We start from the raw sequence: 25370 nt of genomic DNA, 5'->3' as shown, positions 1-25370 counted from the left end.
GGCGGCGGGTGCGGTGGACTCGTGTCAATCTGAGGCTACTGAGCAGACTATTAGCCATTTTACCCTAGCGCTGGTTCTGGGGGTGGTGTTTCGCCAGCTGGAAGACCCCGTAGATCGCAACGGCCCCGGTGACGACGAACGCGGCAATTGCGAGCGGCGGAGCCCCGGATGCCTCGCCGAGCACGACAATCCCGATGCTGACGGCGACGAGGGGGTCGATGACCGTCAGCCCTGCGATCACGAGGTCGGGGGGCCCCGAGGCGTAGGCGGTCTGCACGAAATAGGCGCCGAGCGCCGTCGCGGCGAGGAGGGCGATGACGCAGATAAAGGTCAGCACGTCGAAGTTCTCGAGCCTGACGCGGTTGATGATCACCTTGGCGAGGGTCGCGACGAAACCGTACAGGATGCCGGCGGCGACGATGTAGATGATCGCCTTGAACTGGGAGCGCAGCACAGCGAATGCGGCGGCAGCGGCCACCAGGACGACGCCGAGGATGACGAGCACCGTGATCAGCTGCGAGTCGGTGATCTCTGTCTCTCGGGCGGTGAACGCGGCGATCGTGACGAAGACGGCGACGCCACCGACGCACAGCGCGATCGACCGCATAGTGGCCCGGTCGAGCTTCATCCCGCTGACCCGCGCGTTCACGAGAGCAGTGATCACCAGAGCAACTGCGCCAAGCGGTTGGACGACGATGAGCGGGGCAAGGTAGAGGCTGGTGAGCTGAAAGAGGATCGCGAGAAGGAGCAGGAACGTGCCGAACAGCCAGGAGGGCCGGGTCAGGAGCGCCACGAGCTGCCGGCGGTTGAGTCCCCTCGCGGCCCCACCGAGCTTGGCCTCGACCTTGCCGACGCCACGGTGCTGGAATTGGGCGCCCAGTGCGAGGAAGACGGCACCGATGAGGGCAACCGGGATTCCGAGGCCTTGCGTGGGAGTGAGGTTAAGGACCTGGTCGGTGAGGTCAGTCAGGGCTAACGGCTGCACGTGATGAATGCTAACCGCTGAAGGGTCGATATTCTTGGCGAATGGCCGTGCTTCCGATACTCATCACGGGGGACCCGGTTCTCCACTCCCCCGCCCGTCCTGTCACCGATTTCGGACCACACCTTCACAGGCTCGTTTCGGACATGCTCGAGACGATGGAGGCCGCGCCCGGCGTCGGGCTCGCAGCACCGCAGGTGGGCATCCCGTTACGCCTGTTCGTTTACGACTGGCTCGACGACGACGAGGTGCGCTGGCGCGGCGTCGCGATCAACCCCGAGCTGTGGATCAGCCCGCCGACGATCGGCGAGGCCGACGACGAGGAGGAGTCCGAGGGGTGCCTCTCGATTCCGGGAGAGCGATTTCCGCTCCGCCGATCGGAGCTCGCGATCCTGCACGCGGTCGACCTCGACCAGGCGCCGTTCGAGATTCGTGCCGACGGCTGGCTTGCCCGCATCTTCCAGCACGAGTACGACCACCTCGACGGCATCCTCTACATCGACCGGCTCGAACCGGTCTGGGCGAAGCCGGTCGCCAAAGCGATCCGTCGGGCGGGCTGGGGCGTGCCGGGTGAGAGCTGGATGCCGGGGCGGGATGACCTCGACGCCTGACCTTCAGCGGGCCAGGTTGACCCCGTGCACGCCGTTGTCATAGCGCAGCGCGGGGAAGATCGCCGATACGGAGAAGCCGACGCCCGGCACCGCGTAGGCGTTGAAGACGCCGCTGTAGGCGACGGTGCGCTGCCGCATCTCGGTGACCCCCTCCCCTTCGACCATTTCGGTCAGCGCGTTGAGGTCGTCCTGAAAGGTGTAGCTGCGTTGCTGCGCGAGATCGCTGGGGTCGAGTCCGTCCCGGCGCGCCGCCGCCTGCACACCGTCGTCGTCGACGAGCACCTGGAGGCCCTCTGCCGTCCAGGTGAACGACACACGCACATCCGTGCCGGTCCCCCCGTAGTTGAGGGCGTTCGCGAGAGACTCCTCGAGGATCCGGTAAATGGCGACCTCGGCGCCCTGCTGCAGCTCGAACTTCTCGCCCGATTCGGTGAACCCGATGCTGAGACCCGCGCCGATCATGGTGGTTATGAGGTCGGCGGCCGACGCAATGCTCGGCTGGGATGCCGCGGGCGTCTCGCCTTCGCCAGCGATCGTGACGATGCGCCGCAGGTCGGTGAGCGCGCCTGTCGCGAGGTCGGCGATCTGGCCGGCTGACCGGGATGCCGCACCCGGGTCGGTCTGCACGACGTACCGGGAGCCCTGGGCCTGGCGCATGATCGCCGAGATCGAGACCACGGCGACCTCGTGCAGCTCACGCACAATGCGCAACCGCGCGGCGCGTTCCGCGACGGCGATGTCGAGCTTCGCAATCTCCCGGTCAGCCACGTCGAGTTCCCCCGACAGCAGCCTGCCGTTGTGCACGGATCGCAGCAGCAGGGCGAGCAGGAGAAGGCTCGTGGCCAGAAACACCGCAGCGATCGCGGCGACGACGCCGACGTTGCCAGTCAGCCAGTCCATCACGGTGAGTCCTTTCGGGCCCGGCGGTGCGGCAGGGCGTGGTCCAGAACCGACTTTATCGCGACGGGGCCGAATCATCCGGACAGGTTCGTTAACGAACAAAGGCCGCAGGGGGTGGAGCCCCTTGCGGCCTTCGAGCTCCTCGACTTGGACTCGAACCAAGAACCTGCCGATTAACAGTCGGCTGCTCTGCCAATTGAGCTATCGAGGAATGCTGAAACAGCTTGATTACCTTACCAAACCCCGGCCATGTGCAAAATCGACGCGCGGAGGCCTGTCGAGGCCATCGGTGCGATTTCGCCCTCCGACGCCCCGCAGACCGGCCGGATCAGGCACCCGCCGCGAGCAGATAGGTCGGCGTCGGCACCTCAATCGTGGAGCCGGGGCGGGGAACACCGGTCTGCTCATCGATTGGCAGCATGCAGACCGTTCCGGAGCGCTCACACGCGACCATAAGGGTGCCAGCGTCAATCGCGAGATGCCGCGGCCAGTCGCCGCCACAGTCGACGGTCTCGACAGGGGTGAGGTCATCAACCTTGACGACGGCAACGCGGTTCGAGCCGCGCAGTCCCGTATAGAGATGGCGCCCGTCCGGCGCGAACACGAGACCCGCCGCCTGGTCGCCGGGGACCGGCGACGCCGTGACCGGTCCGGACCGGGAAATACCGGGCATCTCGGTGTCGAGGCTGGCGAGCTCGAACACCGCGCCCGAGAATTCGCCGAGCACGAATACGCGCCCGTCCGGGCCGACGGCGATGTCGCGCGGACCGGTACCGGGGGGAAAGGCGATGGAGCGCACCCGGGTCAGGTGCCCGTCGACCCAGCGGTGGATGCCCACGCTGTCGCAGCCGAGGTCGGCGCTGAGCACTGTGTCGCCCAGCACTGTGTCGCCGAGCACGGTGTCGCCGAGCACGGGATTGCTGAGCACGAGCGTTGAGTGCGCGTGTGGGCCGTCCTGTGCCGAGTGAGGACCCGGCGCACAAGCGGCCGGCACGACGCTGTCGTACAGCGGGCCGATGCTTCCGTCGTGCCCCAGCGGGAACACATCGATCTCGCCGGTGCCGTAGTTCGACGAGTAGAGCCAGTCTCGGGTTGCCGACAGGTGGCAGGGCCCCGTGCCGGAGCTACGCTGCCAGCCCAGCGTGCGGAGCGGGCCGCCCTCGTTGGCCTCGTTGCCCTTGTTGGCCTCTTTGGTCTCGTTGCCCGCGTTGCGCAGGTCGCCCTCGAAGGCGAGGACCCGGTTGCCGACCTCGTCGACCGAGTAGAGCACGCCCTCGAGCTCGCCGTTCACGAGGAACGAGGGCGACGAAGCTCTCGCAGCGAGGCCCGCGAAAGCGAGCTCACCACCGCTGGTGGGGCGGACCAGGCCGATTCCCCGAGCGTTGCCGCCGCTGGAGTCGGTGTATCCGCCGGTAAGAAATGTCGCACTCAATAGCCTGCCTCCGTGTCTACGACGCCGATGAATCGGCCGTGGTAGAGGAACGCCTCGACGTTGGCGCGGATGCGCTCCGCGAGAAGCGGCGCGGTCATGTCGGGTGTGTCTGCCGAGTGCGGCGTGATGATGACCCTCGGTTCACTCCAGAGCGGGTGGGAGTCGGGGAGCGGCTCTGGGTCTGTGACGTCGAGGCCGGCGCCGTGGATGGCGTGTGCAGCCAGAGCCGCGGTGAGAGCATCGGTGTCGACGAGGCCTCCACGGGCGACGTTGACGAGCACCGCTCTCGGGTTCATGAGGGCCAGCTCGGCCGCCCCGATCAGGCCAGCCGTGTCGGGAGTGAGCGCGGCGGCGACGATCACGACGTCGGCATCCGGCAGCACCTCTGCGAGCTGATCGGTGGGGATGGTGCGATGGGCGCCGGGGAAGGCGTCGGCGCTACGGCGCACAATCGTGGTGACCGGGTCGAACGGTTCGAGCAGTCGGAGCAGTTCGACGGCGATTCCGCCCGCGCCGATCACGACGACGTTGAGCCCGTAGAGCGATCTGCCCTCCGGCACGGTCGACCAGCTCGTCGCGCGCACCCGAGTGGGCACGACGCGCAGCAGCGCGAGGGTCAGGGCAAGGGCATGCTCGGCGACCGGCTGGGAGTAGGCGCCCTTCGCGCTCGTCCACAGGGGGCGCGCACGGCCGGCGAAGGGCGCGAGGACGCCCGCGAACGCATCCACCCCGGCCCACGGCAGCTGGACCCAACCGATCTCCGGGTACCGCTCGAGCGTGTCGACGAGCAGCGCAGGCTGCTCCGACGACAGCCAGACCAGGCCGCGGGTGGAGTCGGAGAGGTCGGCAACCTCTCCCCCGCCGGCCCGAACCGCATCGGCGAACGCGTCGACCCGGTGCGGCATGAGCGTGATCGGGCCCGGTGCCGGGCGGGAGTGCTCCGGCATGATGCCCGCCTGCCTCCCGACGACGGAGCGGTGCTGCGGGCGCACCCCGTCCGCAGAGCGGGGCGTGCTGAGGTTCGGGCGGATGCTGGTCATCTCGCTTCATCCTCTCGCGGTTGCCGCTCGGAAGCGAGGGCGCGGGAGAGGCCCTTCAGATAGGGGTGTTCCGGCGCGGTCACGAGCTCGTCGAGCGTGCCGAGCCCGATGATCACGCCGTCCTGCAGCACGGCGATCCGCTGCGCCACATCCTGCACCACGGACAGGTCGCTGCTGACGACGACCGCGGAGAATCCCCGGGCGGCCTGCAGCTCGGGGATCACGTTGAGCACGTGGTGCCGCACGAGGATGTCAACGCCGCGGATGGGCTCGTCGGCCACCAGCAGTTCGGGGTCGAGGATGAGCGAGCGCGCGAGTGCGACCCGCTGCAGCTGGCCGCTGCTGAGCTCGTATGTCATGAGCCCGAGTGCCGAGAGCGGCAGGTGCACGGCGTCAATGAGGGTTGCGACCAGCTTTCCGGCCTCGTTCTGGTCGAAGCGGCGATCGCGCAGGAAGATCGGCTCGGCCACGTTCTCGGCGACCGTGAGCCCGGGGTTGAGCCGCTGGGCGGCATCCTGCGGGAGGTACCCGACCCTCAGGGTCAGCACGCGCCTGGCCTTCTTGCCGAGCCTTCGCATCGGAGTTCCCAGCACTGTCAGAGAGCCGCCGCAGATCTGCGGTGCCCCCTCGTCGACCGGCCGCACGTCAGCGAGTCCGGCGAGGGCCATGGCCAGTGTCGACTTGCCGGACCCCGATTCTCCGATGATGCCGAGCACCTGTCCGGCGCGCAGCTGCAGGGTGACGCCGTTGACGGCGACGTGGCGTGAGCTCGCGGTTGCCGAGCGGTACTCGATCGACAGGTCGTCCGCCGTGATGACCGTGCCATAGGTGCGCTTTCGCGCTGGGTCCTCGTGGGTCTCACTCATGCCTCAGTCCAGTCCTCTCAACCGCCGCAGTTCTTCGCGGCGCTCCGCCTGGAGCGACGGGTTCGGTACCGGCAGCGAGGCGAGCAGGCGACGGGTGTACGGGTGACGGGGCGTCACAAGCACCTGAGCTCCGGTTCCCTCCTCGACGAGCTCCCCGCGGTACAGCACCGCGATCCGGTCGGCGAGGAGGTCGACGACCGCGAGGTCGTGGCTGATGAACAGGGCTGCGAAACCGAACTCGCGTTGCAGCTCCGCAAACAGCTCGAGCACCCGCGCCTGAACTGACACGTCGAGCGCGCTCGTTGGCTCGTCCGCGATGAGGAGTTTGGGCTGCAGCGCGATGGCCCGCGCGAGGCTCGCCCGCTGTCGTTGCCCGCCGCTCAACTCATGCGGGAAGCGGTCACCGAACGCCTTGGGCAGCTGCACCGCCTCGAGCAGCTCGTCGACCAGGGTGCGCGCCGCGGCTGCGTCGCCGGCCCTCCCGTGCACGATCAGCGGCTCCGCGACGCACTCGGCGATCGTGAGCCGCGGGTTGAAGCTCGATGCCGGGTCCTGGAAGACGAAGCCGATGTCGGCGCGGAGGCTGCGGAAACCACGCTCGCTGAGACCTCGCACCTCGGTGCCCAGAACGCTCAGGCTTCCACCTGAGACCGCGGTGAGCCCGGCGATTGCTCGGCCGATCGTGGTCTTGCCTGAGCCGGATTCGCCGACGAGGCCGAGCACTTCGCCTTGCGCGATCGTGAAGCTGACCCCGTCGACGGCACGGAAACCCGGCCTGCCAAGCCGCCCCGGATACTCGATGACGAGGCGCTTGGCCGCAACCGCCACCTCGTGGTCGGCAAAGGATCGCGCCATGGCGCGAGAGGTCGTGTCCCGGGTTCCCTGCCCGATGAACGGCACGGAGCCGAGCAGCTTCTTGGTGTACTCGTGCTGCGGGTTCTCGAAAAGGGTCGTCGCCTCGGCGGATTCGACGATCTTGCCCTCGTACATCACGACGACCCGATCGGCGAGGTCGGCCACAACGCCCATATTGTGGGTGATGAGCACAATTGCGGCATTGAACTCGTCGCGGCAGCGTCGGAGCAGGTCGAGGATCTCGGCCTGCACTGTCACGTCGAGGGCCGTCGTCGGTTCGTCGGCGACGATGAGTTCGGGGTCGAGGACGAGCGCCATCGCGATGACGACCCGTTGCTTCTGCCCGCCCGAGAACTGGTGCGGGTAGTAGTCGACCCGCTTCTCCGGCTCGGGGATCCCGACGCGGCGGAGGATGTCGACGGCCTTCGCCTTCGCCGCTCTCTTCGACAGGCGCCCGTGGGCGCGGAGCCCCTCGGCGATCTGCCAGCCGACGGTGAACACCGGGTTCAGGGCGAGCGACGGCTCCTGGAAGACCATCGCGACATCCGTCCCCCGAATCTTGCGGAGGGTGTCCTTGCCGACCGAGACGATGTCGTTGGCCCCGAGCATGACCACGCCGGAGGTGACGGCGGTCTCGGGGAGGAGTCCGAGGATCGTCTTGGCGGTGACAGTCTTGCCGCTGCCGCTCTCGCCGACGATCGCGAGCACCTCACCGGCCCTCACCGACAGGGTCACCCCGTCGACGGCGCGAACGGCGCCCGCGTCGGTGGCGAAACTCACGCCGAGGTTGTTGATGTCGAGGACATTCGGCATTCTCAGGCCGCCTTCCTGAGTGGCTTGCGGGTTCGGAGTTTCGGGTCGGAGATGTCGTTGATACTCTCGCCCACGAGGGTGAGGCCGAGCACGAGCAGCACGATTGCGGCGCCGGGGAAGACACCGGTCCACCAGATTCCGCTCGCGGTGTCGGAGAGGGCCCGGTTGAGGTCGTAGCCCCATTCGGCGGCGGAGGTCGGGGCGATGCCGAAGCCGAGGAATCCGAGGCCCGCGAGGGTCAGGATCGCCTCTGAGGCGTTGAGGGTGAGGATCAGCGGCAGCGTACGGGTGGAGTTGCGCAGCACGTGGGTGAACATGATTCGACCGGTGCTCGACCCGACGACGCGCGCCGACTCGACGAACGCCTCGGCCTTGAGCCGAACCGCTTCGGCGCGCACGACCCGGAAGTACTGCGGGATGAACACGACCGTGATCGAGATGGCCGCGGAGAGGATGCCGCTCCAGAGGCTCGACCGGCCGCCACTGATGACGATCGACATGACGATGGCGAGGAGCAGGGTCGGGAACGGGTAGATCGCGTCGGCGATGACGACCAGCACGCGGTCGAGCCAGCCGCCCAGGTAGCCGGAGACGAGGCCGAGGGCGACTCCGGCGAAGATCGACAGCACGACCGCGACGATCACGACCGAGAGCGCCGTCTGCGTGCCCCAGATCACCCGCGAGAGTACGTCGAATCCGCCGACGGTGGTGCCCCAGAGGTGCTCGGGTGACGGTGGCAGCTGTTTTCCGAAGAGGCCGTTCTCGTCGCGGCTCTGCGCGAAGCCGTACGGGGCGATGAGCGGGGCGAAGATGGCGGCGACGATGAACATCCCCGAGATCAGGATGCCGGCGATGAGCATCCCGCGCTGCACGCCGACGCTCTGGCGCAGGTGACTCAGAATGGGGAGGCGCCAGAGCAGGCTGGGCTTTCGAACAGTGGCGACGCTCACGGTCAGTACCTCACCCTCGGGTCGATCAGCGCGGCGATGACGTCCACGATGAAGTTGGTCACGGCGACGATCACGGCGAGCAACGCCACGATGCCCTGCACAGCGACGAAGTCGCGGGCACCGAGGTACTGGGCGAGCTGGAAGCCGAGGCCGCGCCACTCGAAGGTCGACTCGGTGAGCACCGCGCCGCCGAGGAGGAGGGCGATCTGCAGCCCAATCACGGTGACGATCGGGATGAGGGCCGGTTTGTAGGCGTGGTACCGCACGAGGCGGAACTCGCTTACCCCGCGGGAGCGTGCGGCATCGACATAATCGTTTGACAGGGTCTGGATGACGTTGGTGCGCACGAGGCGCAGGAACACGCCCGCGGTGAGCAGCCCGAGTGCGAGCGCCGGCATGATCGCGTGCAGCAGAACATCGCCGATGATGACGGAGTTGCCCGATCGGATCGCGTCGATGAGGTAGATGCCGGTGGGGTCGTCGAGCCTGCCGAGGGCGATCTGCACCCGCGTGGACGCCCGCCCGCCGAGCGGAAGCCAGCCGAGCCAGACGGAGAAGGTCAGCTTGAGCAGCAGGCCGGCAAAGAAGACGGGGGTCGCGTAGCTGAGAATTGCGAGGATGCGGAGCACGGCATCCGGGGCGCGATCCTTGTAGTACGCGGCGAGCATGCCGAACGGGATGCCGATCGCGAACGCGACGATGAGGGCGTAGAAGACGAGCTCGAGAGTCGCCCCGCCGTAGGTGAGGAGCACTTCGGAGATGAGGCGATTGTCGCTGAGGGTACGGCCGAAGTCGCCGGTGGCGATCTGGCCGAGGTATTCGAAGTACTGCACGATGATCGGACGGTCGTAGCCGGCGGCGGCGAGCCGCTCCGCGAGCTGCGCCGCGGTGAGTCGGTCGCCGACCGAGGCGGAGATCGGGTCGCCGATGACCCGCATCAGGAAGAAGACGAGCGAAACGAGGATGAACACGGTCGGCACTATCAGGAACGCGCGGATGAGCACGTACCGGCCGAGTCCGATGCCGCCGCCGGACTTCCGTCCCCGGGAGCGAGGTGGCCTGGCGGGCGGATCGATGGGCGCTTCGGCCTCCTGCAGCAGTGTCACGAGAGAGGGTCGTCCTTTCCGAGGTGCCGAGAATGAGTTCGGGGTGCCCCGCTGTGCGGGGCACCCCTCGGTATCTCGTCGGGCGTTAGTTTAGCGCCCGGCCGGCAGGTGCCGGCGGGTGGTCAGTTACGGCTGAGTGCCGCGTAGCGGAATTTGAACGACGCGTCGAGCGTGTCTTCCGCGCCCGAGATGTCCGTTCCCGTGACCGCGACTCCGGCGCCCTGCAGCAGCGGCAACGTTGACAGCTGGGACGCCACGGCGTCCTGGATGTCTTCGAGCAGCTGGGTGCGGGCCTCGGTATCGCCCTCGACCAGCTGCTGCTGGATGAGGGTGTTGACCGCGGAGTCCTGGTAGTGGTTGCCGAGGAAGTTCGCGTCGCTGAAGAACGGCGTGAGGTAGTTGTCGGCGTCGGAGTAGTCCGGGAACCAGCCGAGCTGGTACAGCGGGTACGCGTCTTCGCGACGCTCGGCGCTGTAGACGTCCCACAGGGTCGACTCCAGGTTGACGTCGAACAGCTCGCTCTTGTTGAGCTGGCTCGCATAGGCCGCGTACTCGTCGTCCGAGGACGCTCCGTAGTGGTCCGGGCTGTACTGCAGATTCAGGGCGACCGGGGTGGTGACTCCGGCCTCCTCGAGCAGTGCGGCCGCCGCGTCGACATCCGGTCCGCCCTCGCCGTCTCCGTAGAGACCCTTGAGCGATTCGGTGGCGCCGGTCAGACCCTCGGGAACGTAGGAGTACAGCGGCACGTAGGTGCCGTTGTAGACCTGCTCGGAGACCTCCGCGCGGTCGATGACGCTCGCGATCGCCTGGCGGACGGCAAGCGCCTTGGCCGGGTCGGCCTCTGCGGTCTCGGCACCGTACGGCTGTGTGTTGAAGTTGAAGACGATGTAGCGGATTTCTCCACCGGGGCCGTCCCAGACCGTCACGCCGTCGTCTTCGCGAAGGTCAGCGACGTCGGTCGGGCTGAGGCTGCGGTAGGCCACATCGACGTCACCCTCCTGCACAGCGAGCTTGAGGGAGGTCTCGTCGGCGAAATACTGCGTCGTGACCGATTCGGTCTTCGCCGCGCCGAGGAGGCCGTCGTAGTTCGGGTTCGCCTCGTACTGGATGATCTCGTTCTGGGTGTAGTCGGTAATCGTGTACTGGCCGCCGAAGGCGTTGCCCTCGACGATGTCGGCGGGATCGGTGAGTTCGGTAGCCAAGAACACCTCCTCGTCGACGATCGGGCCGGCTGGGCTCGAGAGGATCTGCTCGAACGTCTGGTCGTTCGCGGCCTTCAGGGTGAACACGACCGTGGTGTCGTCGACGGCCTCGACCGAATCGAGGTTGCCGAGCAGGCTCGACGGCCCATTCGGGTCGGCGAGGCTCACCACGCGGTCGAAGGTGAACTTCACGTCGGAGGCGGTCAGATCGTTGCCGTTCGCGAAGGTGAGTCCGTCTTTGAGCACGACGGTGAACTCCGTCGGCGTCGTGAACTCGCCGGACACCGCAATGTCGGGCTCGACATCCGGGCTGCCGTACGGGCTGTTGAACAGGAACGGGAAGACCTGGTTCTGCACGGCGAATGAGCCGTTGTCGTAGGAGCCCGCGGGGTCGAGCGATGTGACGGGGTCGGTCGTGCCAACGACGATTCCGTCGAGCGACAGGGCGTCTTCGCCGGAGGTGCCGGCGCAGCCGGCGAGCGCGACGACTACCGTCGCTGCGCCTGCGAACGTGGCGAGTGACCGCCGGCGGAAAGCGGATGAGTGGGTCAAGTCCGTTACCTCTTTCATTCTGCGCAAGAAAGGTGATGCAGCCGCAGTTGCGGCCGCATTCGCTTGCTGTATATGTCAGTGCTAACACACCGCACGAAAAAGCACCGTTTCAGCGGTCCGCGGCAGCGGAATCTTTACCTGTCTGCAATGTGCGGGCCGAGATCAGTCGTCGCGCAGCTTGCGGCGTTCCTGTTCGACGAGCACGAGCTGCTGCTGCAGTTCCCGGGACTTCGCCGGGTCGGCGACGCCGTCGAGACGCTGCAGCTGGCCGAGTAGCTCGCGCTTGCGACGCACAAGGTCCTTGTCGATGAGCGCAGAGGTCACACCGGTGCAGTAGATCGGCAGGTCGGCGGCGTCTCCCACCGGGATGGGAGCCACGCCGAGCTCCTTGACGAGCGTCGCGAAGGGCTGCGGCACCTCCTCGATCACCCGGTCGAGCCAGTTCGCGGCCTCGAAGGCATCCATGCTCACGGCAATGCCATCGCGAACCACCGCGAGGGAGGCGTTCGAGTAGGCCACCTGCACGGCCCGGTCGGCGAGCTGCCGGCCGACCGCCTCCGGATGCTGCAGGATCGCCATGATCGCGTCGCGCTCCAGCCTCGTCACGAGGTCGCCCGGCAGGTCGGAGATCGACGGGGCACGCTCGGGCACCTGCCCGCCGGGCTGACCGCCCTGGCTTCCGGCGCTGCCCTGACCGCCGGCGCCGGGCGCGCGGCTGGCGTCGGCGGAGGCGCGACCGGCGACTGCGCGCACGGTCCGGCCCACCTCGGTCGGGTCCATGCCCAGCCGCTTCGCCAAATCCCGCACGTATTCGATGTTGAGCGCCTGATCTCGGATGCTCGCGACGATCGGCGCTGCGGCCCGCAGGGCGGCGACGCGCCCCTCCGCGGTTTCGAGGTTGTAGGCATCCATCACCCGCCGGATCATGAAGGCGAACATCGGCTTCTTCGAGTCGACGAGGCGGCGCACTGCGTCGTCGCCCTTCTTGAGGCGCAGGTCGCAGGGGTCCAGCCCGTCGGGGGCGACAGCGACGAAGGTCTGCGCGGCGAAGCGCTGCTCCTCGCCGAACGCGCGGCTCGCGGCGTTCTGTCCGGCCATGTCGGGGTCGAAGGTGAAGACGACCTCGCCGAGGCCCCGGGTGTTGGCATTCTCGACGTCGCCCAGCATGCGCCGCACGACCTTGATGTGATCGATGCCGAAGGACGTGCCGCAGGTCGCCACGGCGGTCGTGACGCCGGCGAGATGGCAGGCCATGACATCGGTGTAGCCCTCGACGACGACGACCTGGCGGCCCCGTGAGATGTCGCGCTTGGCGAGGTCGAGCCCGTACAACACCGTGGACTTGTGATAAACCGGCGTCTCCGGGGTATTCAGGTATTTCGGGCCTTTGTCGTCGTCGAGCAGCCTGCGCGCGCCGAAGCCGAGCGTCTGCCCGGTGACGTCGCGGATGGGCCAGACCAGCCGGCCGCGGAAACGGTCGTACGCGCCGCGGTCGCCCTGGCTGAGCAGGCCGGCGGTCACGAGTTCGAGTTCGGAAAACCCGAGCGATTTCAGGTGGTTGCCGAGGGCGTTGAACGACTTCGGGGCAAAGCCGATCCCGAATCGGTGCGCTGCTGCCGGGTCGAAGCCGCGTTCGCCGAGGAACGCGCGGCCCGGTTCGGCCTCGGGCGAACCCAGCTGGGCGACGAAGTAGTCGGCGGCGGCCTGGTTCGCGGCGAGGATGCGGGCGCGGTTGCCGTGGTCGGAGTTCGCCGCTCCCCCGTCCTCGTAGTGCAGCTCGATGCCAACCCTGGCCGCCATCCGCTCGACGGCCTCCGTGAAGGTCATGTGGTCCATCTTCTGCAGGAAGCTGAAGACGTCGCCGTCCTCGCCGCATCCGAAACAGTGGTAACGGCCCACCTGGGGGCGCACATGGAAGCTGGGACTCCGCTCGTCGTGGAACGGGCAGAGCCCCTTGAGGGACCCCACTCCGGCGCCCTTGAGTGTGACGTAGTCGCCCACGACCTCGGAGATGTTGACCCTCGCGCGCACCTCGTCGATGTCGTTACGTCGTATGAGGCCGGCCATTACCTGATTCTAGTTTCGACTCGGCCCGCCGAATGCCGGGCGTCAGTTGTCGCGTCTGTGCACAAGGCGCGTGTGCCAGGTGAACGCGGACTGGTCGGTCAGCGAGGCGACCTGGTCGACGATGGCGCGCCGCCGGTCGGCATCCGATCCCGCGGTCTCGAAGTCGTCGGCGAATCCGCGGTCCAGGTTGTCTGAGCCGCTTGCCCAGAGTGCATCGGAGAGCTCCACGAGCATCTCCCGCTGTTCGACGTAGAGCGGCTGGCGGGTGTTGCGCGACATGACGAATGCCGCAACGATGCCCTTGAGAACAGCGATCTCGGCCTGCACCTCGCGCGGGACGACGACGCTCGCGGCGAAGCGGATGAGGTTGCCCGGGTCGTCTGCCGCGGCGAGGGTCGCCTGGGTCGCGGCCGCCGCGAACCGCCCGATCAGTGTGCTGGTGAGGTTCTTCAGGCGCGCATGGTCGACACGGCTGCCGTCCCAGGATTCGATCCAGACGTCGAGCGAATCGAGCCGGTCGAAGGCGGCGATGAGTTCGTCGTGGTCGACCTCGCCTCCGATCCAGACGAACATCGAGTCGACGAGTTCGTCATGGTCGACGCGGGCGCCCAGCGCGGCGACGTCGATGTAGCCGCTCACGATGGCGTCTTCGAAGTCGTGCACGGAGTAGGCGATGTCGTCGGACAGGTCCATCACCTCGGCCTCGATGCAGCGCTGGCGGGCGGGCGCGTCGCCGCGCATCCAGAGGAAGGCCTCGATGTCATCCTGGTAGAAGCCGAACTTCGCCCGGCCGCTCGGGTCGCCGATGGATTCGCTCGCCGGCCACGGGTACTTGCAGCTCGCGTCCAGGCTCGCCCGGGTGAGGTTGAGCCCGTAGGTGCGCCCGTCTGGCCCGAAGACCTTCGGTTCGATGCGGGTGAGCAGCCGGAGGGTCTGGGCGTTGCCCTCGAAGCCGCCGATGTCGGCTGCCCAGTCGTTGAGTGCCCGTTCCCCGTTGTGCCCGAACGGCGGATGCCCGAGGTCATGCGCGAGGCACGCGGTGTCCACCACGTCGGGATCGAGGCCAAGGCTCGTAGCGAGCTCCCGGCCGACCTGCGCGACCTCGAGGGAGTGGGTGAGGCGGTTGCGGGCGAAGTCGAGGCCGGCGGCGGGGCTCAGCACCTGGGTCTTCGCGGCGAGCCGCCGCAGCGCGCTCGAGTGCAGCAGCCGGGCACGGTCGCGGGCGAAGTCGCTGCGGCGGCTCGAGTGCTCCTCGGGCAACCAGCGTGCCGTGTCGGCGGCGGAGTAGTCGCCGGCGGTGGTGGGGGTGGCAGGGCGGAGGTGGCTGGAGACGGGCTGGCTGGGGCGGGCAGCATCCGTCCGCTCGATACTCACGCGCTCAACCGCCGCTCGTCGACAGCTCGGCCTGGCTCAGTTCGGCACGGTGCGCCTCGCCGAGCTCGCGGCTCTCGAGCCAGCGGTCGGGCAGGGCGACACGCTTCGGCGAGCCGGCGCGCCCGCGCGGGCCCTCTGCGGCCTCGCCGGGGTAGGGCTGGTCCCAGTCGAGACGGCCGAGCAGGTCGTCCATCTGCTGCAGCGACTCGACGAGGCCGAGGCTCGCCCGGATGTCGCTGCCGACCGAGTAGCCCTTGAAGTACCAGGCGATGTGCTTGCGGATGTCGCGGCACGCCCACTCCTCGCTGTCGAGGAACTCGACGAGCAGCTCCGTGTGTCGGCGCAGCGTTCGGGCGACGGTGCCGACGTCGGGTTGGGCCGTGTCGTAGCTCTCGCCGTTCTCACGCGCGGCGAACGCGTTCACGAGGTCGCCGAACAGCCACGGGCGGCCGAGGCAGCCGCGGCCGACGACGACGCCGTCGCATCCGGTTTCGTCCATCATCCGCACGGCGTCGGCGCCCGACCAGATGTCGCCGTTGCCGAGCACCGGGGTGCTCGTGATGGCCTGCTTGAGGGTGGCGATGGCCGACCAGTCGGCCTTGCCGCTGTAGTAGTCGGCGGCGGTGCGGGCGTGCAGGGCGATGCTCGCCACGCCGGCGCCCTCCGCGGCGCGGCCGGCCTCGAGGTAGGTGAGGTGGTCGTCGTCGATGCCCTTGCGCATCTTGACGGTCAGCGGGATGTCGCCGGCGGCCTTCACCGCGCCCTCGACGATCTCGCGGAACAGGGTGTGCTTCCACGGCAGCGCCGATCCGCCGCCCTTGCGGGTGACTTTGGCGACGGGGCATCCGAAGTTCAGGTCGATGTGGTCGGCGCGGTCCTCGGCAACGAGCATCGTCACCGCCTCGGACACAGTCTTCGGGTCGACGCCATAGAGCTGGATGCTACGGGGCGTCTCCGACTCGTGGTGCTGGATGAGGCGCATGCTCGTCGGGGTGCGCTCGACGAGGGCGCGGCTGGTGATCATCTCGCTGACGTAGAGGCCGGCCCCGAACTCGCGGCAGAGGCGCCGGAAGGCGGTGTTGGTGATGCCGGCCATGGGCGCGAGCACGACCGGCACGTCGAGCTTGATGGGCCCGATCTGCAGGCGTGGCGCGGTCGCGGCGAGTGTAGTCACCCCCCGATTCTCCCAGAGTCGGCCGCCCACCCAGACCCGCCCCGCATTTCTGTCGGAAATTCAGGAATCGGCGGCGTTTCGCAGCGACTTCGGCACTCGCGGGGCCGTCTCGGTGCACGGTTCCTGAGTTTCCGACATCCGGGCTGTTTATGGGACGCGGATGCTGGCCCCGACGGAGACGAATCGACGTGCGCACTGTCTGGACACCAGAGTCCATGTTGCAGCAAAGTCGGAGCGGGCGACCAACTCTGTCCAGCCGAGCCAATTGTGCTTCCGGTTGGAAATTCAGGATTGGCGCACGCAACATCACGTGACGCTGGCCAAGGAGTGCCGTTTTGAGCTCTGTTCCTGAGTTTCCGACGCATGCCGGCCGTCACCGGCGGCCGTCCGCTCCGTGCGGCGCTCCACCGCGTCCGCCTCACCGGTCCACCGCGCCATCCACCTCGCTGGAGCCGTGCAGCGGCTGCGCGGGAGCCATGAAACCCGTGCCCGAGTCGATGAAGTAGCTGCGTGGTGGGCGCGAGCAAGTGCAGTGACCCCGCGGGGAGAATCCCGAGGCGTCCCGGAGGTGGGAGGGGGCCCGAACCGCAGGTCAAAACCAGGTCAAGCCCGAGAATGTCGAAAACTCAGGCAGGCGAAGGAGCCCACGACGGCCAATCTGGGAGGTTCGCGTCAAAGCGCCAGCCGGACGGGACTTATTCCTGAGGTTCCGGCGGGGCCGGACGCTCCTCGCCTCGAGGGCCGAAATGATTGCGGCGACCACGTCCTCCCACCCCTTCTGGATCATCGGCACCGAGATTCGGATGCCGTGCCGACCCTCAATGGTGATTTGCAGATCCTTGAGCCTGTCCTTGTGGAACCTATCGCGATGATGTTCCTCGCCGTCGACTTCAATCGCGACATGGTCCTCGACGACGAGATCGATCCGCTCGAGCCAGCCAACAGGCACTTGCGAGGTGACGTGAAAGCCCCTCATTCTCAGCCGGGTGCGTGTGATGCTCTCCGGATAGCTATCACAGAGCGGGTCGATCCACTCCAAGATGCCCTGGAGCCGAGCGGGAAGTCGAACCACAAGAGATTCCAGCTCCGCCAAGCCGACCTGGGACGTACGGGTGGCCCAGTCCAGTACGGCGATCGCCTCCTCGAAGGGAGCATCATGAAGGAACACCAGCAGCGCATCCCGCAGATCGACGCTGGTGCGCGTACCCCGGCGGTGCACGGCATCCGGGTCCCAGTGGAGAACGGCGCCGTGCTTTCGCATCGCCGTGAGGGCCTTCCGCCGGTCCCACTGCGACCGCATCCGGGCCGCATTGCGCGGCAACGACACGTGGAGCTGCGACACGTCCCGCATCCACGCCCCCTCAGCGTGGAGCGCTGAAGCCCCCGTCAGCCGTCCCCCGACCCGCATTGCTCGAAACCGGGCATCGGATGTCGGCACCGTCGAGTACCAGCCATTGCGTGCACGGGCGACCTCGCCTGATTTCACGGCGTCAGTGAGATGGCGATCGTTGGCGCCGAACGCGACGAGCTCCCGTTTGCGCGCGAATCCGCCGAGGGAATCGACAAGCTCGCGGATGCTGGACACCCTGGGATCTTCGCGCGCGAGAGCCCTCGGCCGGCAGCGGTTCGCGTCGTCGGTGCCATCGGCGGAGTGCTCATGTGTGGGGAGGAGGGGCTGCCCGGGCGGCGCGAGAAGCCCGCTCGTCCTTGCCCGGCCGGAAATTCAGGATCACTTCGTGTTCCGAACCCGAATCCCTCCACAGGGGCAGCTATCCGGAGCCACTTCCTGAATTTCCGGCGAGCGAGGGGATCACAGTGCGTCCGAGCGCGCACTCAGACCGCTCGTGTCGGCTGTCGCCGAATGGCTACTCTGGCACCGAGCCGGTTACACCGCGTCCTCGTCCAGTCGTCGGTTCACGACGGCCTGGCTGTGGTGCTCCGGAACCTCACAGAAATCGCCGATGCAGGCCGCAGCCGAGTCACCGAGTATCTGGAGCGGTTTGATCCCGGCATCCGTCATTTTTCCGCGTCCTTCTCTTCGCGCACCTGAGTCAGCACGTTTGCGAAGGTTACCGCGTCTTGCGCGCCGGAGACGCCGTACTTGCCATCGATCACGAAAAAGGGGACGCCCTGGATGCCATATTCAAGCGCACGGGCGACATCCTCTTTCACAGCGGCAAGGTATTCATTCGACTCGAGCGCCGCTACGGCCTCGGCGCGATCGAGTCCGATTTCCTCGGCGAGGTCGGCGAGGTCGGGGATGCGGCCCACGTGCTTGCCGTCGACGAAGTAGGCCTTGAGGAGGTGCTCCTTCATGTCCAGCTGGCGGCCCTTCGCCTTGGCGAAGTGAAGCAGCTCGTGCGCCTTGACCGTGTTGGTCTGGTGCACGGAGTCGTAGTCGTAGTGCAGGTCGACGCTCTCCGCGATCTCGGTGACCCGTGCGAGCATCTGCTCGACCTGCGCAACAGGCAGTCCCTTGCGATCGCTGAGGTAGTCGATCGGCGTGCCCTCGTATTCGACCGGGGTGTCGGGCGCGAGCTCGAACGAGTGGTACTCGACCTCGACCGCGCCGCCATACTGGGCGACTCCGGCCTCGAACTTGCGCTTGCCGATGTAGCACCAGGGGCACTGAACGTCGGACCAGATGTCTACCTTGATTGCGTCATTCACCTGGTTCTCAACAGCCGCCGAGCCACGCAGTATTCCCGCCCCCGCGTCGGAAACTCAGGAATCCGAATGCTGCGAGCGCGACTCCGGCCCCAATATCGGTGCTTCCCCGCCGAAGTTCCTGAATTTCCCGCGGGGCTGGCGGCGTGGGCGGGGGGGACGGGACAGGGGGACTGGCCGCGGAACCGGGACCGAGCGGGTCGCCCACGCGGACTGGCGGTGGCCACGGAGGAGCGCCGCCCCGGAATGGGCGCGATAGACATCCGCCGAGGGACGGGCAGCGGAGGATTGCCCCAAGCAGCTCCCCCGCTGGACCGGCTACGCCCCGATCAGCTGCTCGGCGAGATACCCGCGCAGGCGGTCGAGCGACACGCGCTCCTGCGCCATGCTGTCGCGCTCACGCACGGTCACCGCCTTGTCATCGAGGGTGTCGAAGTCGACGGTCACGCAGAACGGAGTGCCTATCTCGTCCTGACGGCGGTAGCGCCGACCGATCGCGCCGGCGTCGTCGAACTCGATGTTCCAGATCTTGCGCAGGTCCGCGGCGAGCTCCCGCGCGACCGGCGACAGGCGCTCGTTGCGTGACAGCGGAAGCACTGCCACCTTGATCGGCGCGAGCCTCCGGTCGAGCCGCAGCACCGTGCGCTTGTCGACGCCGCCCTTCGTGTTGGGTGCCTCGTCCTCGGAGTAGGCGTCGACGAGGAACGCCATCAGCGAGCGGGTGAGCCCCGCCGCCGGCTCGATCACATACGGGAACCAGCGCTCGTTCTTCGTCTGGTCGAAATACGACAGGTCGGTCCCGGATGCCTCGGAGTGCGTCTTGAGGTCAAAATCGGTTCGGTTTGCAATGCCCTCGAGCTCGCCCCACTGGCTGCCCTGGAATCCGAAGCGGTACTCGATATCGACCGTGCGGGTCGAGTAGTGCGACAGCTTCTCGGCGGGGTGCTCGAACAGGCGCAGGTTCTCCGGGTCGATGCCGAGGTCGGTGTACCAGGCGAGGCGGTGGTCGATCCAGTACTGGTGCCAATCAGCATCCGTCCCCGGCTCGACGAAGAATTCCATCTCCATCTGCTCGAACTCACGAGTTCGGAAGATGAAGTTTCCAGGCGTGATTTCGTTGCGGAAGCTCTTACCGATCTGGCCAATGCCGAACGGAGGTTTCTGGCGCGAGGCACCGAGCACGTTTGCGAAGTTGACGAAGATACCCTGGGCGGTCTCGGGGCGCAGGTAGTGCATGCCCTGTTCGTTGTCGACGGGGCCGAGGAAGGTCTTGAGCAGACCGGAGAAGTTCTGCGGCTCGGTCCAGGAGCCGGGCTGGCCCGTCTCGGGGTCGCGGATGTCGGCGAGCCCGTTTTCCGGCGGATGCCCGTGCTTCTCCTCGTACTGCTCGATGAGGTGGTCGGCGCGATAGCGCTTGTGGGTATGCAGCGACTCGATGAGCGGATCGCTGAAGACCTCGACGTGGCCGGATGCCTCCCAGACCTGCTTGGGCAGGATCACCGACGAGTCGAGCCCGACGACGTCCTCACGGCCCTGCACCATGTACTGCCACCACTGGCGCTTGATGTTCTCTTTGAGTGCGACGCCGAGCGGGCCGTAGTCCCACGCCGAACGGGATCCGCCGTAGATCTCCCCCGCTTGGAACACGAAGCCACGGCGCTTGGCGAGGTTGATGACGGGATCGAGACGGGAGGCGTTGGCCAAGGGGAACTCCAAGAGACAGCCGCGCTGGATGCGCGGTCGGATGCGAAAGTCCCAGCCTAGCGAAGGGGCGCGGTCGCGCTCTCCGGCGCGGGCTCGCGGCGCGCCTCCGTCAGCACTCCAGCATGCGGCGCTCGCGCCACCCCCGTCGCGCCAACGTCGGAAATTCAGGATGTGCGCGAAGAACCGGATCAGGTCGCCAAGCAATTCGTCCTCGGGAGGCCCCATTTCCTGAATTTCCGACACTGGCGGGCGAATCGGCGGGAAACGCCCTGGCGCAGGGAGACATCTACGCGGCGGCCTAGGGAGGCGAAGAGGCTCGGGCGCACGGAAGCCGGGAGGCGAAGCGAAGACGCGGGGGCACTAGGCGCGTCACCTCTCCGCACGTGGCCCCCTCCGGACAGGGCGCCTCAGCCGCGCAGCGCCCGCGCGACCGCCACGACGTCGTCGTCGTCGTTCCAGAGGTGGAACGCGGCGCGCAGGCGTCCAGCCCGACCGGAGGCGCGGATGCCCGCGGCGACAAGCTTCTGCAGGTCGGCGCGCTCCGCATCCGGCCAGGTCACGATCGCCTGGTGCTGTTGCGGGATGCCGAGCTCGTCGCACAGCATGTCGCCCAGCCCGCTCGCGTGCGCCCACACCTCGTTCATGTCGAGGTCGGCGAACATCCGGACGGCCGGCTCGGCACCGACCCACGCCTGCCAGGCCGGCGACACGTCGAACTGGCGCGCCGTCGTCGCGAGGCGCATCGCCGGGCCGTAGCACGACTCCCACACGTCGTCGCCGGCGCACCAGCCAGCCTGAACCGGCGTCAGCAGCTTCTGGAACCTCGTCGAAAGCGTCAGGAACGCCGCCCCGCGCGGCGAGCACAGCCACTTGTAGGCGTGGCAGACGGTCGCGTCGAAGAGCGAGGCATCCACGGGGTGAACCCCGGCCGACTGGGTCGTGTCGCACAGTGTGTACGCAGCCTGGTGCGAGGCGGCATCGATGATCGCGGATACATCGGCGACGACTCCCGTCGCCGACTGGATATGCGAGAACACGACAAGCCAGGTGTCGTCCTCGATTGAGTCCGCGAGACGCTCGATGGGCACGTGCCGCACCCGAATCCGATGACGCTGCAGGAACGGGAACACGAGTGAGCTGAAATCGCCCTCCACGCAGAGCACTTCGGCCCCCGATGGCACCGCAGCAGCGATGACGCTCGTGAGCACTGACGTCTGCGACCCCGTCGCGACGCGGTCGACGCCGACGCCGACGAGCCGCGCGTAGTCGGCGCGGGTGCGGGCCACGATCGGGTCATAGTCGTGCGGGCCGCGCTGGGCGCTCGCCCACAGGGCAAGGTCGCTCGTGAGGGCCGCGACGGTGTCCTTCGTGGGGATCCCGCTCGAGGCAGCGGCGAGATAGCCGCGTGCATCCCCGTAGCTCTGCTGCGCACGTTCGAACCCGGCTGATGCTGTGCGGCTGGTGGCTTCGCTGGTCTCAGTCATGGTTCCATCTTGGACCCGCGGTAGCGACCGCGTCAGGGTGCTGCCGCGCCGCTTTCGTGCGACTTCTCGCAGAGAATCGGCCGAATCGTGCGGATGCGGCGGTCCAGGGTGCGGAATGCGGGGATCCGGTGTGCGGGGTCGGACTCGGACCTGGGTTCAGGCTCGGGCTCAGCACCCAGTCCACGGACATTCGACCCCGCGGCGCGACCGCTCGACTCAGCCGCGCATGTTCCGCTCGTGTACCAGGGCGATGAGCCTCACGACTTCGAGCGACTCGCGCGGGTCGACTGGAACCGGCGCCCCCTCACGGATACAGGCCGCAACTCCCGCGTAAAACGCCGGATAGTCCCCACGTTCGCTTGGCACCGGCTCCAGCGGGGAATGGGGGCCGTCGATGCCGAGCCTGCCCCAGGCGGAGGGCTCCTCGATGCCGTAGCCGTCGTCGGTCGGCAGGGCTCCGGCCTTGAGGTCGGGCTCCTGCCGATCGAGCCCGTGCACCACGTAGGCGGCATCGGATCCGAGCATCCGGAACCTCGGCCCGCTCTGCGCGGCGACCCTCGACAGGCTCAGGTGCGAGCGCACCCCGCTCTCGTGCTGCAGCGATACGAACGCCTCGTCATCGCTGACGCCGCCTGGGCGGATCACGTCGGTCTCGGCGTGGACGAGCACGGCCGGTCCGAACAGCTGAAGCGCCTGGTCGATGAGGTGACTGCCGAGGTCGAAGGTGATGCCGGCGCCCTGGGCGATTGTGGTGGTGTCCTGCCAGCGGTCGCGCACGGCGGGCGAGAACCGTTCGAAGGTCGACTCGAAGCGGTGCACACGGCCAAGCCGCCCCGAGGTGAGGAGCTTCTTCAGCGTGAGGAAGTCACTGTCCCAGCGCCGGTTCTGGAAGACGATGAGCGGGTGGCCGACCCGTTCGGCGGCATGGATGAGCGTCTCGGCCTCGGCGACGGACGCGGCAAACGGCTTGTCGATGACGACTGCGAGGCCGGCCTCGAGGGCGGCCAGGCCTTGCTCAAGGTGCACATGGGCGGGCGAGGCGAGCACGATGAGGTCGAGCTCGCCGGCCCGTGCGAGCAGGTCCTCGGGTGTCGCCACGACGACGACATCCGGATGCCGGGCGTGCGCGTCGGCCTGGCGTCCGGCATCGCCCGTCGCGATCAGATCGAGCGAGAACGCGGGGTTCGTGGCCAGGAACGGGGCGTGGAAGACCCGGCCGGACAGACCGAATCCGATGATGCCGGTGCGGATGGGGGCGGGCTCGACTGACATGAAGCCACACTAGCCATCTCGGTGTCCAGAGCAGCGGAGTGTGCGCTCTCGCCTCCTGCACGGGAAGTAAGCGTCATGTCGCGACGCTGTCGCTCGGTGCGCGTCTCGTACTCCTCTCTTGCCGGTCGATGCTCGCCTGTCGATGTCGGAAATTCAGGAAACAGGTCGGTTAGGTGGCCGCAGGATTGCGTCAAGCAGCAAAATCAGCATCGACTCCTGAATTTCCGGCACCGAACGGTGACTAAGCGGCAAACATCACTTGGACAGCGCGGGCGACCACCTCAGACCTTGACCGCCGAGTGAACCGTCCGGGAAGGCCACATGAACCCGCCGCCACTCCCTCCGAATGTCGGAAACTCAGGAAACCCGCACACTACTCGGCCATACGAGCGCCCGCGGCGGCAATAGCCGCACCGTCTCCTGAGTTTCCAACGGGGAGCGAGTGGGGGACGACTGCGACGGCGCTATCGTGGACGACCGGTCAGGGTGCGGGGGCGTCCACGGCGCCGCCGAAGCGGCGGTTACGCGAGGCGTAGAGCTCGATCGCCCGCCAGAGGTCCGCGCGCGCGAAGTCCGGCCAGAGCGTGTCGAGGAAGACCATCTCGGCGTAGGCACTCTGCCAGAGCATGAAGTTGCTCGTGCGCTGCTCACCCGAGCTGCGCACGAACAGGTCGACATCGGGCAACTCCGGCGCGTAGAGATGCCGCTGGATCGACTTCTCGCTGATCCCGGACGGCTTGAGCCGCCCGGCGGCCACCTCTTCGGCGATGGCACGCACGGCATCCGCGATCTCGGTGCGTCCGCCGTAGTTGACACACATCGTGAGGGTCAGAGTCGAGTTGCCTGCCGTGAGGCGCTCGGCGAACTGCAACTCGTTGATCACGGATGCCCAGAGCCTGGGCCGCCGCCCCGCCCAACGCACCCGAACTCCCCAGTCGTTGAGCTGGTCGCGCCGCCGATGCAACACCGAGCGGTTGAAGCCCATCAGAAAACGCACCTCGTCGGGTGACCGCTTCCAATTCTCGGTCGAGAACGCGTAGACGGAGAGGTTCTTGACCCCGATCTGGATCGCGCCGGCAACCACGTCGAGGAGCGACGCCTCCCCCGCCTTGTGCCCCTCAACCCGGGTGAGGCCCTTGCCGTTGGCCCACCGGCCGTTGCCGTCCATGACGATCGCAACGTGCTCCGGGACCGCGCCCTTCGGAAGTGCAGGAGGGTAGAGGCCCGTCCAGTCGAGCGGCTTGAAGGGCACGGCGTCGGGGTGGGTCATGGCGGTCATCCGGATGTCTCCTCGACGTGTGTGGCCCCGGTGCGCCCGCGCAACGAGGATGCCTCGCCGACCTGCTCAGCCCCGGTGCGCCCGCGCGACGAGGATGCCTCGCCGACCTGCTCAGCCCCGGTGCGCCCGCGCGACGAGGTTGCCTCGCCAGCGTAGGCGGCGCCAGGGCGCCCCTGGGATGACGGTCGACGGTCGACGTGCTCGAGCGAGCGCAGGGACCGCTCGAGGTGGAACTGGGTGTACGCGGCGACCACGCCGCTCGCGTGCGAACGGGAGCGGTCGTCTGACGCATCGGCGGCGGCCCAATCACCCGTCAATAGCGCGGACAGCAGCGAGAGCGTCGCCGGAGCGAGCCGGGGCGTGCCGGGCGGCGCGACCTCGTCAGCGACGACACCGCCGAGCTGCACGACGAAGGCGGAATGCGGTCCGGGGGCGCCGGTCATCGCGCAGTCGGAGAAGCTCGGCGCCCAGCCCGCGACGCTCAGCGCCCGCAGCAGGTACGAGTCGAGGGTGAGGCTTGCCCCGTGCTCGTGCCGGGACAGCGAGCGCAGCGCACCGACGAGAAGCAGGTACTGCTGCAGGCCGCCGTCCTCCGCGGTGATCTTGTCAGCCGTCTCGACCATCGCGCTCGCGGCGGTGTAGGTCGCGTAGTCGCCCACGATCTCGGCGCCGTAGGAACCGAGCGACTCGGCCTGGGTGATGATGTCGAGGCTGCGGCCCTCGTACAGCTGCACGTCCACGACCATGAACGGCTCGAGCCGTGCGCCGAACTTCGACGCAGTACGCCGCACGCCCTTCGCCACCGCGCGGATCTTGCCGTGGTTACGACTCAACATCGTGACGATGCGGTCGGCTTCGCCCAGCTTGTGGGTGCGCAGCACGACGGCTTCGTCACGGTAAAGGGGCATCTGACAAGTATCCCCCGCGAGCGGGCGGGGTGCAGGCGCCCGGCCGTCACCCCGAGCGGGCGGGGTGCAGGCGCCCGGCCGTCACCCCGAGCGGACGGATGCCGCGCCGTCACCCCGAGCGGACGGATGCCG

20 protein-coding genes, 1 tRNA gene and 1 pseudogene are annotated in these 25370 nt (G+C 67.8%); 1 reads left to right on the top strand and 21 read right to left on the bottom strand.

The window, feature by feature from the left end; translation table 11 throughout:
- Window positions 1-64 precede the first annotated feature (64 nt).
- Entirely contained in the window at window positions 65-985 is a 921-nt protein-coding gene (locus tag BHD05_RS09550; protein ID WP_202614185.1) for a DMT family transporter, read from the bottom strand.
- Between the two features lie 41 nt (window positions 986-1026).
- On the opposite strand from BHD05_RS09550, the gene def reads away from it, so the two are divergent.
- Window positions 1027-1593: a peptide deformylase gene (def, locus tag BHD05_RS09545; protein ID WP_161886223.1), complete on the top strand. Its 567-nt coding sequence runs from the start codon at window positions 1027-1029 to the stop codon at window positions 1591-1593.
- Between the two features lie 3 nt (window positions 1594-1596).
- On the opposite strand, the gene BHD05_RS09540 is transcribed toward def, so the two are convergent.
- From BHD05_RS09540 to recO, 20 genes and pseudogenes are all read right to left on the bottom strand, one after another.
- Window positions 1597-2493: a sensor histidine kinase gene (locus tag BHD05_RS09540; RefSeq protein WP_161886222.1), complete on the bottom strand. Its 897-nt coding sequence runs from the start codon at window positions 2491-2493 to the stop codon at window positions 1597-1599.
- Between the two features lie 138 nt (window positions 2494-2631).
- Window positions 2632-2704: transfer RNA gene (locus tag BHD05_RS09535), tRNA-Asn, on the bottom strand.
- Between the two features lie 117 nt (window positions 2705-2821).
- Complete coding sequence (locus BHD05_RS09530) at window positions 2822-3925, bottom strand: lactonase family protein (RefSeq protein WP_161886221.1); 1104 nt, start codon at window positions 3923-3925, stop codon at window positions 2822-2824.
- Window positions 3922-4965 carry an NAD(P)-dependent oxidoreductase gene (locus BHD05_RS09525; RefSeq protein ID WP_161886220.1) on the bottom strand — a complete coding sequence of 348 codons (1044 nt, stop codon included), beginning with the start codon at window positions 4963-4965 and terminating at the stop codon, window positions 3922-3924. The genes BHD05_RS09530 and BHD05_RS09525 overlap by 4 nt, the downstream gene beginning before the upstream one ends.
- Entirely contained in the window at window positions 4962-5831 is an 870-nt protein-coding gene (locus BHD05_RS09520) for an ATP-binding cassette domain-containing protein (RefSeq protein WP_161886219.1), read from the bottom strand. The genes BHD05_RS09525 and BHD05_RS09520 overlap by 4 nt, the downstream gene beginning before the upstream one ends.
- A 3-nt stretch (window positions 5832-5834) precedes the next feature.
- Entirely contained in the window at window positions 5835-7499 is a 1665-nt protein-coding gene (locus BHD05_RS09515; protein ID WP_161886218.1) for an ABC transporter ATP-binding protein, read from the bottom strand.
- 2 nt (window positions 7500-7501) lie between these two features.
- The gene (locus tag BHD05_RS09510) at window positions 7502-8455 is read right to left on the bottom strand and encodes an ABC transporter permease (RefSeq protein ID WP_161887461.1); all 954 of its coding nucleotides are present in this window, start codon (window positions 8453-8455) and stop codon (window positions 7502-7504) included.
- On the bottom strand, window positions 8452-9555 hold the full coding sequence (locus BHD05_RS09505; protein WP_161886217.1) for an ABC transporter permease: 1104 nt from the start codon (window positions 9553-9555) through the stop codon (window positions 8452-8454). The genes BHD05_RS09510 and BHD05_RS09505 overlap by 4 nt, the downstream gene beginning before the upstream one ends.
- Before the next feature lie 122 nt (window positions 9556-9677).
- A complete protein-coding gene (locus BHD05_RS09500) occupies window positions 9678-11327 on the bottom strand; it encodes an ABC transporter substrate-binding protein (RefSeq protein WP_161886216.1) in 1650 nt (549 codons plus the stop codon).
- A 144-nt stretch (window positions 11328-11471) separates the two neighbouring features.
- A complete protein-coding gene (dnaG, locus tag BHD05_RS09495) occupies window positions 11472-13376 on the bottom strand; it encodes a DNA primase (protein WP_161886215.1) in 1905 nt (634 codons plus the stop codon).
- 42 nt (window positions 13377-13418) lie between these two features.
- Window positions 13419-14636 carry a deoxyguanosinetriphosphate triphosphohydrolase gene (locus BHD05_RS09490; RefSeq protein ID WP_236966741.1) on the bottom strand — a complete coding sequence of 406 codons (1218 nt, stop codon included), beginning with the start codon at window positions 14634-14636 and terminating at the stop codon, window positions 13419-13421.
- Between the two features lie 118 nt (window positions 14637-14754).
- Complete coding sequence (gene dusB / locus BHD05_RS09485) at window positions 14755-15924, bottom strand: tRNA dihydrouridine synthase DusB (RefSeq protein ID WP_161886214.1); 1170 nt, start codon at window positions 15922-15924, stop codon at window positions 14755-14757.
- A 592-nt stretch (window positions 15925-16516) separates the two neighbouring features.
- Complete coding sequence (locus tag BHD05_RS09480; RefSeq protein WP_161886213.1) at window positions 16517-17509, bottom strand: endonuclease domain-containing protein; 993 nt, start codon at window positions 17507-17509, stop codon at window positions 16517-16519.
- 300 nt (window positions 17510-17809) lie between these two features.
- Window positions 17810-17944, bottom strand: coding sequence for a hypothetical protein (locus BHD05_RS16025; protein ID WP_257792080.1), 135 nt, complete (start codon window positions 17942-17944; stop codon window positions 17810-17812).
- Window positions 17941-18594 carry a DsbA family oxidoreductase gene (locus BHD05_RS09475; protein WP_161886212.1) on the bottom strand — a complete coding sequence of 218 codons (654 nt, stop codon included), beginning with the start codon at window positions 18592-18594 and terminating at the stop codon, window positions 17941-17943. Before BHD05_RS09475 ends, BHD05_RS16025 begins: the two co-directional genes overlap by 4 nt.
- A gap of 315 nt (window positions 18595-18909) precedes the next feature.
- Window positions 18910-20295, bottom strand: a complete 1386-nt coding sequence (locus BHD05_RS09470; RefSeq protein WP_161886211.1) for a glycine--tRNA ligase — start codon at window positions 20293-20295, stop codon at window positions 18910-18912.
- 407 nt (window positions 20296-20702) lie between these two features.
- Entirely contained in the window at window positions 20703-21779 is a 1077-nt protein-coding gene (locus BHD05_RS09465; RefSeq protein ID WP_161886210.1) for an aminotransferase class V-fold PLP-dependent enzyme, read from the bottom strand.
- Between the two features lie 216 nt (window positions 21780-21995).
- Entirely contained in the window at window positions 21996-23051 is a 1056-nt protein-coding gene (locus BHD05_RS09460) for a Gfo/Idh/MocA family oxidoreductase (RefSeq protein ID WP_161886209.1), read from the bottom strand.
- A 481-nt stretch (window positions 23052-23532) separates the two neighbouring features.
- On the bottom strand, window positions 23533-24330 hold the full coding sequence (locus BHD05_RS09455; RefSeq protein ID WP_161886208.1) for an isoprenyl transferase: 798 nt from the start codon (window positions 24328-24330) through the stop codon (window positions 23533-23535).
- A 188-nt stretch (window positions 24331-24518) separates the two neighbouring features.
- A pseudogene (gene recO / locus BHD05_RS09450) lies at window positions 24519-25238 on the bottom strand (DNA repair protein RecO); the annotation flags it as partial.
- Window positions 25239-25370 lie beyond the last annotated feature (132 nt).

This window comes from Marisediminicola antarctica (assembly GCF_009930795.1).
GTDB lineage: Bacteria > Actinomycetota > Actinomycetes > Actinomycetales > Microbacteriaceae > Marisediminicola > Marisediminicola antarctica.
The sequence above is the reverse complement of the archived record's forward strand: the minus strand, read 5'-3'. Positions and strand labels throughout refer to the sequence as shown.

Coding starts and splice junctions, on each gene's coding strand:
- BHD05_RS09500 (WP_161886216.1), bottom strand. CDS start 11,327: ATGAAAGAGGTAACGGACTTGACCCACTCATCCGCTTTCCGCCGGCGG.
- BHD05_RS09540 (WP_161886222.1), bottom strand. CDS start 2,493: ATGGACTGGCTGACTGGCAACGTCGGCGTCGTCGCCGCGATCGCTGCG.
- def (WP_161886223.1), top strand. CDS start 1,027: ATGGCCGTGCTTCCGATACTCATCACGGGGGACCCGGTTCTCCACTCC.
- BHD05_RS09525 (WP_161886220.1), bottom strand. CDS start 4,965: ATGACCAGCATCCGCCCGAACCTCAGCACGCCCCGCTCTGCGGACGGG.
- BHD05_RS09465 (WP_161886210.1), bottom strand. CDS start 21,779: ATGACTGAGACCAGCGAAGCCACCAGCCGCACAGCATCAGCCGGGTTC.
- BHD05_RS09515 (WP_161886218.1), bottom strand. CDS start 7,499: ATGCCGAATGTCCTCGACATCAACAACCTCGGCGTGAGTTTCGCCACC.
- dnaG (WP_161886215.1), bottom strand. CDS start 13,376: ATGGCCGGCCTCATACGACGTAACGACATCGACGAGGTGCGCGCGAGG.
- BHD05_RS09455 (WP_161886208.1), bottom strand. CDS start 24,330: ATGACCGCCATGACCCACCCCGACGCCGTGCCCTTCAAGCCGCTCGAC.
- BHD05_RS09520 (WP_161886219.1), bottom strand. CDS start 5,831: ATGAGTGAGACCCACGAGGACCCAGCGCGAAAGCGCACCTATGGCACG.
- BHD05_RS09460 (WP_161886209.1), bottom strand. CDS start 23,051: ATGTCAGTCGAGCCCGCCCCCATCCGCACCGGCATCATCGGATTCGGT.
- BHD05_RS16025 (WP_257792080.1), bottom strand. CDS start 17,944: ATGACGGATGCCGGGATCAAACCGCTCCAGATACTCGGTGACTCGGCT.